General features: G+C 48.2%; 15 protein-coding genes. 7 read left to right on the top strand and 8 right to left on the bottom strand.

Translation table 11 applies throughout. The features are described from left to right. Positions 1–7 precede the first annotated feature (7 nt). From QJS83_RS13465 to QJS83_RS13450, 4 genes are all read left to right on the top strand, one after another. The gene (locus QJS83_RS13465) at positions 8–865 is read left to right on the top strand and encodes a hypothetical protein (protein WP_284605456.1); all 858 of its coding nucleotides are present in this window, start codon (positions 8–10) and stop codon (positions 863–865) included. A gap of 120 nt (positions 866–985) precedes the next feature. After that, positions 986–2,665 carry a HEAT repeat domain-containing protein gene (locus QJS83_RS13460; protein ID WP_284605455.1) on the top strand — a complete coding sequence of 560 codons (1,680 nt, stop codon included), beginning with the start codon at positions 986–988 and terminating at the stop codon, positions 2,663–2,665. An 87-nt stretch (positions 2,666–2,752) separates the two neighbouring features. Next, the gene (locus tag QJS83_RS13455) at positions 2,753–3,988 is read left to right on the top strand and encodes an MFS transporter (RefSeq protein WP_284605454.1); all 1,236 of its coding nucleotides are present in this window, start codon (positions 2,753–2,755) and stop codon (positions 3,986–3,988) included. Between the two features lie 156 nt (positions 3,989–4,144). Then, positions 4,145–5,191, top strand: coding sequence for a hypothetical protein (locus QJS83_RS13450; RefSeq protein ID WP_284605453.1), 1,047 nt, complete (start codon positions 4,145–4,147; stop codon positions 5,189–5,191). A gap of 370 nt (positions 5,192–5,561) precedes the next feature. Here the strand turns inward: QJS83_RS13450 and QJS83_RS13445 are convergent, their stop codons facing one another. Further along, complete coding sequence (locus QJS83_RS13445) at positions 5,562–6,797, bottom strand: WD40/YVTN/BNR-like repeat-containing protein (RefSeq protein ID WP_284605452.1); 1,236 nt, start codon at positions 6,795–6,797, stop codon at positions 5,562–5,564. A gap of 275 nt (positions 6,798–7,072) precedes the next feature. On the opposite strand from QJS83_RS13445, the gene QJS83_RS13440 reads away from it, so the two are divergent. Further along, the gene (locus tag QJS83_RS13440; protein WP_284605451.1) at positions 7,073–8,140 is read left to right on the top strand and encodes a substrate-binding domain-containing protein; all 1,068 of its coding nucleotides are present in this window, start codon (positions 7,073–7,075) and stop codon (positions 8,138–8,140) included. Between the two features lie 3 nt (positions 8,141–8,143). Here QJS83_RS13440 and QJS83_RS13435 read toward each other — a convergent pair whose 3' ends face one another. Together QJS83_RS13435 and QJS83_RS13430 are read right to left on the bottom strand one after the other, a co-directional pair. Then, entirely contained in the window at positions 8,144–8,833 is a 690-nt protein-coding gene (locus QJS83_RS13435) for a Fic family protein (RefSeq protein ID WP_284605450.1), read from the bottom strand. 3 nt (positions 8,834–8,836) lie between these two features. Then, the gene (locus QJS83_RS13430) at positions 8,837–9,430 is read right to left on the bottom strand and encodes a hypothetical protein (RefSeq protein WP_284605449.1); all 594 of its coding nucleotides are present in this window, start codon (positions 9,428–9,430) and stop codon (positions 8,837–8,839) included. 282 nt (positions 9,431–9,712) lie between these two features. Here QJS83_RS13430 and QJS83_RS13425 point away from each other — a divergent pair, with 282 nt between their 5' ends. Continuing rightward, positions 9,713–10,633 (top strand): CE1 family esterase, encoded by a 921-nt coding sequence (locus QJS83_RS13425; protein WP_284605448.1) that lies wholly within the window; start codon positions 9,713–9,715, stop codon positions 10,631–10,633. Positions 10,634–10,641: 8 nt separating this feature from the next. Here QJS83_RS13425 and QJS83_RS13420 read toward each other — a convergent pair whose 3' ends face one another. The 5 genes from QJS83_RS13420 to QJS83_RS13400 all read right to left on the bottom strand — a co-directional run bounded on the left by QJS83_RS13420 (position 10,642) and on the right by QJS83_RS13400 (position 16,365). Beyond that, positions 10,642–11,190: an META domain-containing protein gene (locus tag QJS83_RS13420; protein ID WP_284605447.1), complete on the bottom strand. Its 549-nt coding sequence runs from the start codon at positions 11,188–11,190 to the stop codon at positions 10,642–10,644. A gap of 154 nt (positions 11,191–11,344) precedes the next feature. Continuing rightward, complete coding sequence (locus tag QJS83_RS13415) at positions 11,345–12,919, bottom strand: hypothetical protein (RefSeq protein ID WP_284605446.1); 1,575 nt, start codon at positions 12,917–12,919, stop codon at positions 11,345–11,347. Positions 12,920–12,936: 17 nt separating this feature from the next. Next, positions 12,937–14,154: a hypothetical protein gene (locus QJS83_RS13410; RefSeq protein ID WP_284605445.1), complete on the bottom strand. Its 1,218-nt coding sequence runs from the start codon at positions 14,152–14,154 to the stop codon at positions 12,937–12,939. A 14-nt stretch (positions 14,155–14,168) separates the two neighbouring features. Then, positions 14,169–15,446: a hypothetical protein gene (locus QJS83_RS13405; RefSeq protein WP_284605444.1), complete on the bottom strand. Its 1,278-nt coding sequence runs from the start codon at positions 15,444–15,446 to the stop codon at positions 14,169–14,171. A 112-nt stretch (positions 15,447–15,558) separates the two neighbouring features. Beyond that, entirely contained in the window at positions 15,559–16,365 is an 807-nt protein-coding gene (locus tag QJS83_RS13400) for a TIGR02147 family protein (RefSeq protein WP_284605443.1), read from the bottom strand. A gap of 147 nt (positions 16,366–16,512) precedes the next feature. Here QJS83_RS13400 and QJS83_RS13395 point away from each other — a divergent pair, with 147 nt between their 5' ends. Then, entirely contained in the window at positions 16,513–17,775 is a 1,263-nt protein-coding gene (locus tag QJS83_RS13395) for a hypothetical protein (protein WP_284605442.1), read from the top strand. Positions 17,776–17,807: the final 32 nt, after the last annotated feature.

The following is a 17,807-nucleotide window of genomic DNA, read 5'->3' as shown; positions in this document are numbered from 1 at the left end:
GAACTCTATGATCAGAGAGCTTTGGAGTTCGTTTCCGCGTTTATTGGAAGAAAAAATCAACGCCCTTTTGGATGAGGCCGAGCCCACGCCGACAAAAGCCTTTCAGCTTTACAAAACCTGCCAACGCGAAAGCTTGTGGCATGAAACGTTTGAAAAATTCTCTGAACGCTTGAATGACTTTTTTATGCTTCCGAAAAATGAGCGCAAAAAAAGTGCGTTCGATCGCTACTTAGACCGCCCCATGCACATGGCGGTTTTTGAAAATTTCCATTTGGATTTTCGTTCCGCGCTTGTTAACAATGGATCCGTTCTTAACATCGCCAGTTGGGCGCACCATTTGATGCGTTTAAATATGAAGTCCAATAGCGCCGTCATCGGGACGGATGTTTTGACGAAGACTTTGCACTATATTACGAATCCTCCGCAGTTTGAAAAAGCGCAAGATATAACTTTTGACGACTTCTGCGCGGCTTGGAAAAAAACGGTCTTTAAACTTTTCGGCAAAAAGTACGACAGCGAATTTCAAAAAATAGAAGCAGAGTTGCGCTGGCTTAACACACAAATCAAAGCCGCGGAAAGCTCTTCACAAGAGCCGGTTTCTTTTTTCCCGACAATTTATCTCACCCAAACTGAAATCGACTGGGTGACGGCGGTTCAAACAGCGACGCAGGAAAATATCACGATTCCGAAGTTTCCGCTTTCCCGCGGCCCCCAGAAACAACGACTTATTGATCTTGCACGCACCATCAGTCTTTATAAAATCGTGCAGACCACAAAGCTGCCGGAATTTATTCAACACCGGGACCGAATTCGCGCCACTCTATTAGACCAGTGCGGGCGCATTCTCGCCGAGCGGGCCCGCTAAAGAATAACCGCTTTTTTCACTTTCTTCTTTTCTTTGGTCCAGCGTGAGTGTGCAAATTTCTTTGCATGAGTTTGTCTTGTGCTAACCTCAGGGGGTTTTTATCCCTTGGGAGGAGTCTAGATGAAATTCAATGCCCTTCGCTATTTGATGCTTCCTTGGTTTCTATTTTTCTGTCTTATTATAACGGCCATGGTGTTGGATGGAACCGTTATTCACTTTCTTCCCTTCGTCCATGACTATTATTTATGGATGATCGGCACCGGCGCATTTGTTTGTCTTTATATGAACTTCCGCACGCTGACCAAGGCGGGCATTTGGATCGCTCACTCCCTTCCCGCCACTCTGCGCACGAATCCTTGGTGGTGGTTTCTCCAAGCAGGGATCGCGATCGGCATTGCTTATACTGTCTATGGTGTCGGTAAGCTAGATTGGGCTCCGGTGATTTGGCAGGCGGCGGTCATTCCTTTTTTTGCATTGCTCTGTTTGTTCTTTGCCATCCGCGGAGTCATGGGCCCTATTCTTGTATGGTGTTCACGCGTGGCCTTCAGCCGGGTTTCAGCGTTTGTTCTAAGCTGGCCGATTTTCTTGATTGTGCCTATCACAGCGATTTTTGTCGGACGTACGGTGGCGACGGCATATCGCGAAAGCCGACCTGATTTTGTCTTTTCCCAAGATGCGGCGTCAGAAAATAACGAAGCCACTGCGACCGCGAAATCCGAGCGTCCTAACGAAGAATCCATTCCTGCTGTGCACCCGACCGCTCTGGAATTGCAAGCGGCAGTTCAGACAGGCACGTCGTGCAACGACAAGAACAAACTGATTCAAAGAACACTGACGGCGCAAGGAGACGCTGACACGGTCTTCTGGGCTATCAAAGCCGTGGGATGCGCGGAAATTAAATCGATCGTCGGCTTGCCTAAGCTTGCTGACATTATGCTGAAACACCCCCATGCCGTTGTTCGCGCAGAAGCGATTCAGCAAATGATGAAATTCGGTGTCAGCAACGTAAAACAAATTGGTTATCTTTTAGTGAAACGCATCAGCGCGGCCGAGCCTTTGCCTGTGATTGAGGCATCCTCGTTAGTGATGCTGAAGCTTGGTGAAGACGAAAAGGCCTGGGTCAGCAAACGCCTTACGACTTTACTGGATACGCCTAAGACCAGCGCTTTGGCTTCCGAGCTTCTTGTGTCTGAACTTCAGCGCGAAGACCTTGTCACCAAGTTCGTAAGCGAAAATCTTTCCGCCAATGATGAACATCGTGACCTTGCCGTGCGCATGATTTGTTCGCTTCCGAAAAAAGCGCGCGAACTTAGCGAGGAACAAATCACAAATGTGCTGCAAGCGATTAAAACCGGCGAAGCGGAAGACCCCGCTGTCAAAGCCCTTTCTTGTCTGGGCTCAACTGGCCTGATTGCTTTGCAAAAAGAAATACTGACTCCGCAAGTGACGTCCAAAGAAGTCGCAGCCCGCGCTTTTGCCGAAACCACATGGAGTGACGAAAAAGTCGCACTGCAAACCGCAGCGGCTTGTGTGCATGATAAAACGCCTTCCGTTCGCGACTGGTGCAGTCAAGCGCTGGGCAAAGCCGGGGCGCCCGCGATACCCGATATTCTCAAGTTGTTGAAATCAGATGATCAAGAGATGAAAGACGCTGCAACGCGCGCCCTCAGTTATCTGCAAGATCCCGAAGCCAAAGACGCTTTAATGAAGGAGCGTGCGATGAATTCAGGCTGGATGGCCAATAAAAAGAATTTGGAATTGGCGCGCGCGATCGACCAGGCACTCGTAAATATGAACTAAATTCGCAGGCAGTTCTCCTCTTGCCGAGACAGAAGGAAAGGTTTAAGTTCTTCTTAGACAACCTTCTTTCTCGGTTTGTGAGTTTCTATGAACGAACAGTCTCCTTCTTCTTCTGCGCCGGTTCTCTCTAAAAATCTTGTTTTTCTTCTTGGCTTTGCCGTCGCGGTTCTGGCCTCGAATCTTTATTATGCTCAGCCCTTGATCGCTTTGATTCGTGAGAGTATCGGCCTTAGTGCCTCGTCTTCGGGTTTGATCGTCACGTTGACTCAAGTGGGTTACGGACTTGGTGTCTTGCTTCTTGTTCCGCTCGGGGACCTTTTTGAAAATCGTAAACTGATTCTTACAATGATTGGCGTCGCCTTTGTCGGCGTCGTCGGACTCGGCTTTGTGAGTGACATCATTCCGTATTTTTTAGCGGCGCTGGTCACGGGACTTGGCGCTTCGTGTGTGCAAATCATTGTCCCTTACAGTGCACACCTGACTCCGGAAAATATTCGTGGTCGCGTTGTCGGCAATCTGATGAGCGGTCTTATGCTTGGAATTATGTTGTCACGTCCTGCTGCCAGCATTCTTGCGGATTTGTTTTCGTGGCACGCGATTTTTTATTTGTCGGGTTTGCTTCTTGTGATTTTGGCCATTGCTCTTTACAAAATGCTTCCGGCGCGAGAGCCCGCTCCGCTCAATACACCTTACCCGCGCTTGTTGGCGTCAATGGGTCATCTCTTTGTGCGTACGCCGGTCTTAAGAAGAAGAGCGATTTATCAAGCGTGCATGTTTGGCGCATTTAGCTTGTTTTGGACGACAGCTCCGCTTTATTTGGCGGGACCTGATTTTCAATTAAGTCAGACGGCGATCGCCTTTTTCGCTCTTGCAGGTGTGGCGGGGGCGATCTCGGCTCCGTTCGCAGGCAGATTAGCGGATAAAGGATTTAGCAGATCTGCGACGGCTGTTGCGATGATCTCGGCGTCCCTTTCCTTTTTAATCACACATCTTTTTGCGCCGGGTTCTTTGCTTTCTTTGGCTATTCTGGTATTTGCGGCGATTCTGCTTGATGCGGGTATCACAGCCAATTTGGTTCTTGGTCAAAGAGCTATTTTCTCTTTACGCGCGAAGTATCGAAGCCGTCTGAATGGACTTTATGTCGCGACGATTTTCGTCGGCGGAGCCTTGGGATCTTTCTCAGGAGCTTGGGCTTATGCTAAGGGAGGATGGGTTTTAACCTCGTGGGTGGGCTTCCTCTTTCCTCTGGTCGCTTTCATTTATTTTGGCACCGAATGGTTGACGGGCTTTCAGCGAAAGAAATCCCGAAAAGCCACCGCTTAGGCCTATTCGGCTTTTGGAAGTTTTTCCCGACTGTCTAGAAACGCGACACCCGCGAATCGAATATCTCTCACTATATCTCCCTTGATAGAGTTCATACTCCATTTTTCTGGCATTCTTTCTGCTGAGTCTTTTTCCAAATAATTTTTGGAGGATTCTATGCTTCGGGACTCTCGTTTGAAATCCCTTGTGTTGTTGGCTTGTGCTGGCGGTCTTGTGTCGGCCTGTGAGATGAAAAAGAATCTCGATGATATGCACAAAGCCACTGTCGAGATGAGCGAAACCACGAAACGCATGGAAGAAAAAACCACCGAGCTTGATAAAAAGTCCGAATCGCTCGACTCAAAAACGGCGGAACTCTACGATGCTCTTCGCCAAGGGAATGCCGCGATTCTTCGCAAAGAATTTTTAGAGCAAATGAGCGAAGCCACCGAGATACCAAAGAAATTGGCCTTGGGCGTGAAATACTATTGGGCTTTTGAATTTCAATTGTGGTCGATGCAAGGTCTCGACAATGATGTGCGCCGTGAAGAACTCGCCGTTTCAGCCGCACGGGAATTCATCCGTGAGATTCACGAGTATGCGCCCACGAATGATTTTATCTCTCCCACAACGTCGGATAATAAAGAGAAAAACTTTTTGGCTTTAGCGACCACCATGCATGAAGTAAATGACAAACAGAAAAACCGCGTGGATGCCAAAGGCCTTGAACACATCTCGATGCTGTCACTGATCGAGAAAGCTCTGGCCGAAAAAACGGCGCTAGATGCCGGCAAAATCACCGTCAGTGAATTGTCGCACTCCTCATATGAGCTTCTTAATTTTGAAGAGAAACTTGTGCAGCTCTTGCAGGCTCGTCACAACTTTATTTTGGCCACCATTGTTGCGAAGATGAGTAACGTCGATAAAAGCCTTAAAAACAAAGTGAAGCTGGGCGTGCTCGGCATGGATTGGACCCTTGATCTTGCGAAACTTAACGACGTGGAAGTCGCCGAACTTAAGCGTTACACGAAAGCGGTGCTCGACACCCGCGCTATCCTAACTCGCGCCGGTCATCCGATTGAAGTTGATGAAACGATTATGAAGATCGTGAAAAATGGCCAATGGGCCGCAGGCAAAGCGAAAGCCCTCGCCCGTCAAAGTGTGGAAAATGATTTGCGCAACTACCTTACCCAGATTAAAAATGCCAAGGTAGAGTTGAAATAACTGTCTGAGAGTCTTGTGCCTACACTGAAGTTTTCGCTTTATGGCAAGGCCCTGGCAGAACGGCTCTTAGTCAGAGTTCCCTGTTTCAAAAGCGAACAGTCTTCACTTGTTTTGTTTTCTGGTCCTTAATTCCCCGGCTTTTTCCTCGACTCAAGGTGAGTCTTTAAGCTCTTTTTAAGAGTGAAACTTCCCGATCTTTGCAAAAATAAATTAAGATCCCAAATGCGTTCGGGAGAGTCATGGATGTCTAAAAATAAAATTCGCGGTTTTCTTTTTTGCTCCGTTTTATATTTGGCAGTTTGTTTCTTCTATTCAAACTGCGCTCGAAACGAGGACGTGCGCGTCCCCGCTTCTGTCGGGCCGCAAATCTTTAGTTCCCAGTAGGTTTATTTTTCCCGCAAGGTTCCTGAGCGTATAAAACCCGCACAAGCCAATCAGAGAGCGTCGGCTGGGCAAGATCCCGGACTTCGCCAGCGGTAAAAACATCGCCGCAACCGTTCACAGCAACACCCCAACCACCGACCTGCAATCCGCCGCTTAAAGCATTGTTCGCGATTTTGTCGGAATTTTTAAAGGTTGTGTTTTTACTTTCCAGTGAAGCTTTGCGTGTAAGATAAAAAGGCACTAAAGCTCCATTTTGATTTTCCAGCGAGCGACCTGTGACAAAAACTTCTTCTTGCAGATTGAAGGCGCAATCATTGGCGCGCTGGCTGCCAAAAGAGTCGGCTCCGTTCGTCGGCACAAACGAGTCAATCGTCTTCCATTGATCGGGCGACGCGACGTTAGCCAAACGCACTTGCCACCGACTGACATTCGCCGGCGTCAGCACAGTCCCAACGACAGCGATCTTCCCCTTCACGGAAAAACACGCACTGTAGGGAATGGCAATCCCTTCCCCGCCCGTGTCTGATCTGAAGGAATCCACCGTCCGCCAATCATCGACTCCATTGACCGCATAGCGCACGCGCCATTCGGGAATTTGCGGTAAGGTCGCTGCCGAGGCTCCAACCACGACAACGCCGCCAATAAATTTCCCTGCGACAACGGAGTAAGCAAATCCCGGGAAGGTGTCCACTGTTCGCCATGTCGCCCCCTCGTCGCTGGAACGAAGTACTTGGTGGTTGTCGACAATAGCATAGACGATACCATTCCAATCGACAGCGACTCTTTTAAATCTCTCGTCGACGGCCGTGGCACCGTCTTGCTCCAAAACCGTCGTCCACGTTGTTCCATTGTCTTCACTGCGGCGAATGATCGTGAAGGGATTTTGGTGGCCGGGAGCTTCCCCAACGACACCATAGACGTAAATAGTGTCATTATTATCAGACACAATAGAAAGAGCCCGCGCATTTTTATAACCTTCAGGCAAACGCCCGACAGTTTCCCATGTTCTTCCCGCATCCAGCGAACGGCGAACTGTCCATCCATTTTCAACCGTCACAAAACCGACAACCAGGACAGCTTCCGTGGTCACCGTCACACTTTGCGCCCAGGAACTTCCCAGCGATTGAGTGTTTGTGATTTGTTCTGCCGTCTGCCAGGCGGCCCAGCAAAAAGAGGAAAGAAAAAGAGAGGCCGTCAAAATGGAAGATCGAATGAGATTCATAAAAAACTCCTTCAGTAAAAACACACTAAATCGAGAATTGATTGCAACGCAAAACTCTTGAGGTCAGGTTGTTAAAAAAATTTCCTTCTGCTACAGTCAAGACATTGCAGGAATTTTCTATGGCACAAAACAAATATGACGACCCTGAATAAGGTGTCGATGTGTCAGAAAAATGCTCGCCGATTCACATATTGAATATCGACAAGGTGCTATTGAAATTCTCATCTTTCCCGAGAGAGAATTTAATGTGATCATAAACATTGAGGAGTCCTTTTTTGCGTAAAAACCACTGGCTAAGATATTCTCTCCTAATTCTTTTCTTAGCGCCTTTCGCTTTCGCCGACCGCAGACCTTTAAGTGAAGTTACGAAGCCGCGATGGAACGGACCTCACCAAGGTCCCGTCGGAGTTTTGCAAAAACAAGTAGATTATATTGCCTCAGATCTGCGCAATGAAGGGGCCTCCACCGTAGGCGAAGGATTTCAATCGGCCGCCCGCCATTTAAAATGGAAAGTGCAAATCAAAGACGGCATGGGCAGCAAAAGGGTGATTGAAAAACATCTGCAAGATGCCATCAACAATAAAGTTCACGGCATTGTTCTTGGCGGCTTCGATAGCGAGAATTTTGAATACTCCATCAAGGAGGCGCAAGAAGCCGGAATCAAAATCGTCGGCTGGCATTCGGGCGACAAGCCGGGTAAATCAAAGTATCTTTTTACGAACGTCACTACGAACCCCGTGACGGTTGCTGAAAATGCAGCGGCGCTGGTTTCCTATTTTGGCGCAAAAAGGCGCGGCGTTATCATTTTTACGGACACGCAGTTTAGCATCGCAAGAACAAAATCCGAAACGATGAGGCAAGCGGTAGAGAAAATCAAAAACGCGACCGTTTTGGATGTGCTCGACATTGCTGTTTCTGAAGCTCACGAGAAAATTCCTGCGACAGTCCAAGCCTTGAACGCAAAATATGGAAAGAAATGGACACATAGTCTGGCGGTCAACGACATCTATTTTGATCATATGAACTTTCCGTTAAAGTCCATCGGCCGTAAAGATATCGTGAACATCTCCGCCGGAGACGGCTCACCCAAAGCGCTAAGCCGCATCAGGTCTGGTGTCTCGCAACAAGTCGCCTCGATCGCGGAACCTCTTCACGCACAAGGATGGCAGGTCGCTGATGAGCTCAATCGCGCTTTCACGCCCGGCGCCAGCGAAAGCGGATTTGTCTCTGATCCTTTGGTTATTACCCGCGAGACTTTGGGTTCTGCCAATATTCTTTCGATTGAAGCGAGTCTGCCTTTTGTAGATACGTATTTGAAAGTCTGGTTTCCAAATCAGAAATAGTGCTTAGATTTCTTCGCCCAGAATCAAGCGATAACTGCGTTGCACGTTCTTAAGCAATTTCAAGATCGCGTTCGCCGCCGTTGCTGAAGCCCGGTCGTCTTCTAAAGTCGCGACAATGGCGTCGAGCTTTGTCGCAAAACTCATGGGCAGATAACCGTTGCGACCTAAAATCCAGTCGGCAAGAAGCACGGCGGTGCGACCGTTAGCATCCATAAAAGGATGCAAGCTCACCAACCAGTATTGGCAAAGGGCCGCGGCGACCAAGGCGTTTGCATGTTTTTGCGACGGCAGAATATGCTCGGAAAAATACCCGAGCGTTTCGGCCAAAAGATGCGGATGACAGGCTTCGCGCGGACCCAAATAAATCGATGTCGTGCGAATCTCTGCTTGTGGGGCCTTTAGTAACAATGCATTCAGATTTAGAATATCGTTCCAGGCCGGATCTTGTTCCGCTTGAATTTTTTGAGCCGCATAGAGATTGGCTTGCTGCCACGACTCGACATCGCCTTTTTTAAGAGTGCCCGAAGATGTCAGGCGATAAGGCGCTAAACGAGAAAAGCCCTCTTCCCATTGTTGCGAAGAAAGGCTTTCCGTTTTTTCGCGAAGACTTTCAAGAATGAGGGTTTGCTCGCGAATCTGCTGAGATTCAGAATCGCTCACCTTTCTTGAAAGACGTTCAACGACAGTGTTCATTTTTTACTTAGAAACTTCCACCATGGGAACTTGCCAAGTTTGTTTTGTCCATTCGGATTGACCGTTGCCGTACTCGACAAGAATTTCCAAACGGAGTTCGTCTGCAAATTTCAAATTCAGATCGGCTTTCTTATCCGCCTCAATGGTCAACTCGTAGGTGTCTGCCGTGCAACTTGTTTGCGTCGAGTTGCAACCATAAAGCTGATACGTATTCCCCGTCGCCGATTTATGAGTGCGATCCAAAAGAACTTCGCCATCATCGCCCGTCAAAGAAACGATCGTTTTATACTGACGGCCATTGTACTCGCTCGTGTATTCATCACTTTCGAAATAGAAAGAGCCTGTCATTTCTCCGCGCAACTGATTGTTGTAATCAGGAGTGAACGGTGTTTGCTCAAGACTCAAATAAATACGGCCCACGATCACCTTGCCGTCATCTGCCGTATAACGAACAGGATTTTTTGCCATCAAACGGAAACTTTTTGCGAATTCTTTTTCAATAACTACGGATTTCGCCAGCGCCGTTTGCGGAAACGACAACGTCGTCGCCATGCCAGCCGTTAACGTAAGAACACTCGCCATAAGCTCTTTTTTCATAAAGGCTCCTAAAATTATGTTTAAATTTCGCGATTGTTATAGCGAATTCACAGGACGTTTTCCAACGGTCTCGCCGGAACATATAAAGCTGATAGGACTGTCTAATCTGTGTACAGAGATCAGACGTTCTTCGCTGATCGCTCAGGAATATCGAACACTTGAAGCGGAAAGCGTTTTCAAGAAATGTCTCTTCGTCAATTTCTTGGCGGGGTGACTCTTATCAGCTCGAAATAAAAAGAGCTGGTTTGGATTTGTTTTTGCTCCTTGGAAGCTTAAGAAACTATGCTTCTAAAACTTTCGTCTTTCTTCATTTTATTTTTGAGCTGCTTGCTCTTGTTGGCTGCGCGCCCGGCCGCGGCCACCGAGATTTCTTATTCTTATTACAATACAAGCACACCGGCCTCCGAGTACAACCTGGGCGGCAAAAGGCCTCTTCTTTTATGGCTTCATGGGTGTCGACAAACGACCGAAAAATTCGTTGATATCACCGACGTCGTCGCCAAGACCCAACATCTGGATCCTCTGATTATCGCCCCCTTTCAGAAATCGAAGTTGAATATTCTGAAGTGCTGGAATTTCACTTCGTCAGAAATGCAAAAACGCGATGGCGAATTCATGCAAGTGATTGATGAAGTGAAAAAGCATATCGACTCCGGCGAAGTCGATCCCGACCGGGTTTTTGTCGGAGGTTTTTCTTCAGGAGCCATGTTTGCAAATCACTTGGCTCTTTGTTTTCCGGATATTTTTAAAGGAGCTTTGATTCACTCGGGAGCGCCGTTTAACGTGACTGGAAGCATGACTTTAGCTTCGGCCCGGGATCAGGTTCGCGACGCTTTAGCCTGCGCCCAAACAGGGGCTCACGATCAAGGTCTCGCGTCTCGCCGTTTGAAAACTCTGTTTTATATTCATGGGAAGAAAGATAAAATCGTTCCGACCTTCATGGGAAGAAACGCTTTTACGCAGTCGGTTTATTATCTGGATGCTTTGGATGACAAGAAATTCAATAAGTCTTTTAGAGTCACACACATCACATCCCCCCAAGGATATTCCGTGCGTTTTAACGATGGCAGCTCTGCTACGTATTTGGAAATCGAAGGGATGTCGCATCGCTGGTCAGGGAGCAAGCCCGGATCGGACTTTAGCTCCCCTGAGACTCTTTCAAGTATAGACGTCTTTTTAGAGCTGACCCAGCAACTGCGATAATAACGGAATTAGTGGCATTCACCTTCAGAAAGAACGGTTCTTTCCGTGTAGTTGTTGCTGTAAGAAAACTCCGCCAAAAGTTCATTCGTTGATGCGTTCAAAATCTGCACGTAAACGTTTCTGATACCTTCGCGAGTTTGATTCTTCACGATGCGCTTTTGCTTGGGTGTTTCACACTCTTCGTATTCTTCGTAAATCGTCGCGCCTTGAGCTACAAATTCACTTCTGCCTTGCATGGAGATATCGTGATTGCGAATTTCTCCGCCACCGACTTCGAAGTCGCCGTTAAGAGGAAACATCTTAAAACCGACGAAATCGAACTTCACGATCCCAGAAGATGTGTTGTTCTCGTCAGAGAAAAAGTTCGCGTAGAAGTCCGAGCCGAAAAGAGAGTATGGCGTAATATAAACGCGGTACTCCTGTCCTTGCTTCAAAACAACATCGGAGCCGTCTGCCGCTTTGAGAATAAAATCCTGGTGAACAACCAAGGCCCCGTTATCAGAATTACAACCCGCCAACATCAATACGGACACTAAAACAAGCATCAACTTTTTCATGTTATTCCTTTTTTGAAAGCGATGTATGTACGCCTCTCCCCTATAAACGCCAAGAGGACTAAGAAGGCCCTGTAAAAAAGGTATGTTTCCATGGTTTTCCACCCACGATCCACCTTAAATTGCCGCCGGGAGATGGCGGAACTCCTAGTGACCGCTATTTGGATACGGCACATTCTTTCATAGGAGGAGTGCCCAAAATCTGGGTCAGATCCTGCCCTTGCTTAAACTTGACCTTCATAATGTAAATAGAATTGTAGACCGCATCGAAAACATCCTGAGCTTTTCCAACACCGTCATGTGCTGACTGGATCGCATTCTCTGAGAGGACGTGATTTGCTGAAAACTCATTCACAGACTGATATCTTCTTACCCGCCCTACTTCGGCTTCCAGAACATTATTGGCAATCGTCAGCTCTTCATTTTGTCCATAGTTTACATTTTGGAATTCGCCATTTTGATCCAAACGAGACAACTCGATATTTTCGATATCTTTTGAATACATCAAGTCCACATCCAGTCCGACCCGAACATCACTCAGAATCTGCCTTTGGGATTTTTTTACCGGAAGATACCCACACTGCGTATTCAAAGAAACAGCTCCTATAGCTCGTGACGGGACGTGAACAGCAAACGGAACCAACTCAGGAAGGTTCGCACAGTTATACCGATCCAAACACTCTTCCGCGCGCATGCGGACGTCAGCGATAAGTGATTCAAGAGCCGACACCTTGGGCGCAAAATAAACTGCATAAAGCGCTCTGCTGACCCGTGTTTGCATATTTTTGATTTCCATCAGCAATTCGTCGTGCTCAAAGAGCCAGTCCGCCATGGCCTTCAGTTGTTGCCACTTTTTCTGTTTTGGACGGATACTTTCTGCTCCCTCGAAAATATCCAAGGGTTTTACCACGTAGGCAAAAACAGGAGAGTTCTCGATCGTAAAACTTTTGAAGTATTTCTCTGCGGCGTTTTTAATGCTTTGCAAATCATCAACCGCAATTTCGTTGGCAAATACAGCCAGTGCATCCGCTCCCTGCCCACCGACAGAAACCACCTTGACTTCCACGGAGCCAATCTTATCCAGCTTGCGGATAAATTCTTTGTACTGAACATTGAGATCCGCGCCGAAATTCAGTTTGGGAACTTTCAGTTTATTTTTCAGATCCAAGATCTTCTCTTTGATATCCTCGGTGCGAGAATTCTTCACATGGATCAGTACGATCACCTTAGAACGGTGGATCTCTTCCGAAACAAAGTGAGTTCCGCATCTTCTTAAGACCTCTTGCCACTGGCCATTATCCAGCAGGGTCTGATACTCGGGTTTCAGGGATTCTTCCGTCAGACCTTTGCGACCATATGAAAACTCGGCCGTCAGTGCAAAGTTCAGACTGTTCTTGTTTTCCAAGAACTTATGAATGACCCGATAAGAATTCTGACTGTCGATGTTCACGGCCTTGATTGTTCCCGCCGCATTCAGTTGAACATCAAAATTCATTCTTCTTTCCAGCTCATTAGACGATTCAATCATGCTAAGATCGAATGATGTTGATATCGGCGTATTTCCATCCAGCCATTCACGGTCAGTACTCTGAACACAATTGGCTTTGCCTTTATCGGGATGGTCCATATCAACCCCGGCCCCGAGCCTCAAGGAGCCATTTTCCCTATAACTGATGGTCTGAGCGAATGTCTGCACTGCTAACAACAACATCGCCAAAATAATTTTTTTCATAAATTTATCCCCTTCCTTTAAGGAAGTTTCATTCTGAATATTTTTAGATTCTTTTCTGTTCCCAGTTCAGGCAGTTTATCGAAGTAATCGTCTGGCACTGATTTCACAAATTTGAATTTTGGATCTAGAATTTTGACTCCGGCCAATCCATCCTGTCCTAAGCGCCCCTGCGGACCTGCCAGTCCCGGCTTTCCATCAAGGCCCTTTTTACCGTGACGACCGTTATCACCTTCACAAGGCGGGACCTCGCAACGAGTGGTCACCAGGGCAGCACCGGATGAGCCACCTTTACCTCCGTCACCGCCTTTACCACCGATGCCGCCTTCACCGCCCATACCCGGTTGCCCACCTGGCCCCCCACGGTTGTCGAACTCATCGCCTGTCAGTTCCAGCGTGTTAAAGATTTCCGCAACGTACAAGGCGATCTTACCGCCGTTCCCTCCGCGTCCTCCGTCACCACCAGCTCCGCCGTTACCACCGTTGCCGCCGTGACCACCATCACCACCATCTCCGCCGTCACCCGAGCGATTCCAAATGGCATATTTTTGGTGACCACCGCGACCACCTTCGCCGCCAACACCACCATTACCACCCTGCTGACCCCGGCCACCTTTACCACCAGTGCCCCCTTCGCCACCAACAGCGCGAATGCGAAACCCCACAGTCCCTTCGATTCTGTTGATTTTGATGACGATATCCGAAGCATGGCCCCCGGGTTCGCCAGGAGCGCCGTTGTCGCCATCCCGCCCGTCCATACCGTTGTAGCCATGCTGACCACGCTCCCCATCTTCAGGCGCATCTGTCAGGCTTCCAGCTCTGCCATTGCCACCGCGGGCACCATCGGAACCCTCATTAGCAATTTCCAACACTGCGGAAGCGAACTCGCCCTGTCGTCCTTTGATTCCGCGAATACTTTCCACATTCATGAAACCCTCCACAGAGTTGGCGACGATCTGTAAATTTGATTGCGTCAGAATTCTTCCGCCGTTTCTGAATTCAATTCGTTTGCAGATCAAATCGATATTTAACGGTGCTTTACGAAGATCCTCATTCTTGCGACTGAGTTCAACATCCCCATTAATCACAAGAGTTTCATCCTGACTGCAAAGGAATTTTTGTTCTTCAAGCAGCACACGGGTTCTTTCCGAGGGATCGCCAAGAATTCGTGCCCCGGCAGGATTTGCAATTGTCACGATCACAGCAAAAGGGATCCATTTTTTAAAAATATTTTTCATAGTCATTTTCCTTACTAAAATTGAAAGCTCTCAATGGAAACATCGTTAGAAATATAAATCTCTGCCTTAGTGACAAGTCCCTCGCGTCCTTCAACACCGGGGCGCCCCTCTTGACCGTCCTTGCCATCCTGACCTTGCTTTCCGCCCCCTCCGGCAAGACCCGAGCTACCACCGTGACTGAAGACAGAACCATCTCCTCCATTACCACCTTCACCAGCGAGGCCACCACGGCCACCTTTGCCTGCAAGCCCTTTCGCGCCACCTGGTCCGCCTTTGCCACCAGCGACCACTACGTTGATGTTGTCGTTCACTTTCACCATATCCAGAAACCGCGGTTTCACTACGATGACCACTAAACCTCCGTCTCCACCTTTGCCACCATCACCGCCATGGCCACCGTCACCTCCGTTGCCGCCGGCGCCACCATCGCCGCCTCGACCGCCACGACTCGCTTTGCGATCCCACTTCGCTCCACCGCCACGTCCGCCTTTGCCGCCATTGCCTCCCTGTCCGCCATCTTGAGCATTGAGACCTTTGTGGCCCGCCAGCCCCATCCCGCCAGCAGCGACAATTTCCACACCACTGCAGAGGTCCACACTTTCAAATTGCATAAAAAGTTTATGAGCATTCAGCCCCGCAACGCCTGGAGCACCGTTGTCGCCATTGCGACCATTCGCACCAGCCCCTCCGGAAGCTCCTGCTCCGCCTTCAGAGCTGGGTGTGGATCTTGGAATTCCCCATTTTATTTTTCCTCCAGCATCACGGCCATTGCCCCCCGCTCCACCGTGACTTCCGTTAGCTGCAGCAACACCAGCACATGACATCAACGTGCATTTTTTGAAGGGCTCCGTTTGTTCAGGATTGTTTTTGAGTTCTGTCAAAGAAACTATCTGACGAGTGCGATCTATTTCCGCTGAAAGGTTCAATGCCGCCACATCCAGCAATTGAACTCGCGAGGACTTCATGACCTCCGCAACAACCAGTCGCGCATTTTGTGCATAAAAAATCTGGGCATTATTACGAACAGTCAGCTTGCCAATCCGTGCCGGATATTGCGATGGGTTTTCAGGCAACACGAGAAGGGTGTCTTCCGTAATCAGAAGGTCTTCGCCCTGAAGACGAGCCCACAAAGGCTTCGCCGCCTTCGCGCGTTCCTGAAGAGATTGCAGTTGCTCAGCCAAAGATTCGGCTGTCCATTTCAATCGGTAGCGGTCATTCAGACACAGCGGCCCTGCATAGGCTTGCGCCTGAGCCAGAACCAACAACACGAAGATCAACTTGGAAAATTTCATAAAAACTCCTCACACGATTCATTTCGTATGAGAAGCTTTTTACAGAACCCGGGAGAATTCCGCGAAGTCCGGTTGGTTAAAACGGCGGGGTTTCAGTTTACTTTTGGTAAAGTCAGTATTCGTACCAGTCTATGTTAAGACAATAACCGACCTCAGGATTCCCCTCGCGCGAGATATTGATGATTTCCTTAATGTTTGCACGTAGGTAATCCCGAATCTTCTGCGCCCCTTCGGCGGACAAAGACATGGGGCTTGTATAGTGGACATGGGGATCTTTATAAAAGTCCATCTTTGCAATGGCTCTTTGGCGCCAGTTCTGGTGATGTCTTAAAATCATCGGATGGGTTGAATCAAGGTGAGTAAATCCCTGCTTATAATAAAGTTGTCCGTTCTTTCTTTCACACAAACCCACTTCGATTAAAAACTGAATGGCAGTGTCCACTTTTTCCAATGGTACACCTAATTTTTCGGCGATGGTTTTCAACTCTTTTCCCGCAGGAGTCGGCAGCAGATTCCTAACACCGGTATAAAGCCAAGAGGAGTAGTAGGTAGCTCTTTCCACATCACTCAATACGACATCTTTGGGAACCCTGGCACTGATGGATTTCGCCTCTGACTGCAACACCTGAATCTTGCCCTTGAGACGCGATTGCAGCTTGACGGAACCCGCCCGTCCCAGCTCAATCATCAGCATAAATACATCGGTTTCTTTGTCACCGAAACCGAAGAAGGCTGCGGCCTCCAAGCCCTGTTCCGAGGAAAGATTTTTTTCACCTTTCAAGATCTGTGAGAACAACGAGGTGCTCATTCGCATGGCCTCTACCAGTCTTCCCCGATACTTCTTATCAACCCTTTCTTGGGATTGAAGAACATCTTTAAAGAAAAGCCTGTAGTCATCGTAGTTGTAGATATCCAGCATGTTCCCAGTTTACTAATAGTAAACAAAGCCCGACCTGTTTTTTGAGTTTTCGAGGCCTAAATCAGGACCTTGTTCTTGTTTCAAATTGAGACTTTCGGACCAACGACGAGGCACGGCACTTGCTCTTTAGACCGGAAGGAGTCGAATATGACCGTACGAGCATCTCTAAGCAGATTCTTATTGAGCCTCATGCCGTGGATTTTTTGCGGAGGCATGGCGTTTATCGTCGCCTGTCAACCCAATGAGCACACCAGCACCGGTCCTACTGAAACCAGCGGCGGCGGTGGAAACACGGGCGATGGCGGCGGCGGCACGGGATTTAATTCCAAAATGTACGAACAGTACATCACTAAACTTGAAACACTTGGCATCTGGAAAACTGAGATCAGCAAAATTCTGGAAAGAGCCTCCTCATTTAACATGTCCCTACTGAACGTGCTGCAAAAGAAAACTTGGATTTTTGTACCCCAGAAATTGAATCGCATTGATGCAGAAAAAATGGGGATGGAATTCAGAACGAAGGACTATGAACAGTATGCCTTTCAAACAGAAGGTGAAGTCTGGATCGACACCACGGCCTTCACTAGTCTGGCGCCAGAAACGCAAGCCTATTTGATCTTCCACGAGACGATCATGGATCTCTATGTGCTGTCTAAAGTACGTCAAATGGGTGATAAAAATCCGGAAGATTTCGCGCCCTTGAAAAAAGCTTACTGCACGCGCGTGAAAGATCTTTTCCCCGAGCCTCAATTCTGTGCTGACTCAGTCACTGTCGCTGCTAAACCGAAATCTCTGTATTCGGTCCTGACAGCTGCTGACTATCCCAAAATCCGTGAAGCAACACACCTGCTGATGGATTCCGCTTCAGAAAAAAACTCAGACGAAATTCTTGTGTCTCTTATCGGTCTCGGCTTTGACGAAAGAGTCGTAGGTTCCGCGCTGCGAACGAGCCCCGCCGAAGACAATGGTGCTAAAGATTTAAAGAACCTGATCGGCTGGATCGAATACAAATCCATCGACGAAAGTTGCGTCACCAAAGATCCGGCAACCAATCAGGAGCAGAAACAAAAATGCTCCCTGAGCTTAAGCGCAGACAAGAAGGCTATTATTATCAAAAATAATGATTCTTCGTTTCACTTTCCGCTTCCCGGTCCTGAAAAAGGAATTGGCTTTCAAACCCGACACCTGGTCACACGTGAATCCACAGTCAGGTTCTCCTATTGGGCCGCGCAGCCCGAAGACGAATCTGGCTGGTCGACCCAAATTCCCCACGAGATCCTGATCTCCTATGCGGCAACAGGGAGTCCGGTCTCAGTTAAATTTGAAGCCAATAAAGGTTTTACGCCGGAGAGACTCTGGATATTCTCGAAGATATTCTCTATAGAACCGGGAATAGGTTTCCAACTTTGAATAACTCTTGATCACACTCGTGGCGGCGTGGG

The organism is Bdellovibrio sp. 22V, assembly GCF_030169785.1.
Classification (GTDB): Bacteria; Bdellovibrionota; Bdellovibrionia; order Bdellovibrionales; family Bdellovibrionaceae; genus Bdellovibrio.
Note: the sequence above shows the minus strand (reverse complement) of the source record. Positions and strands in the feature narration are given on the sequence as shown.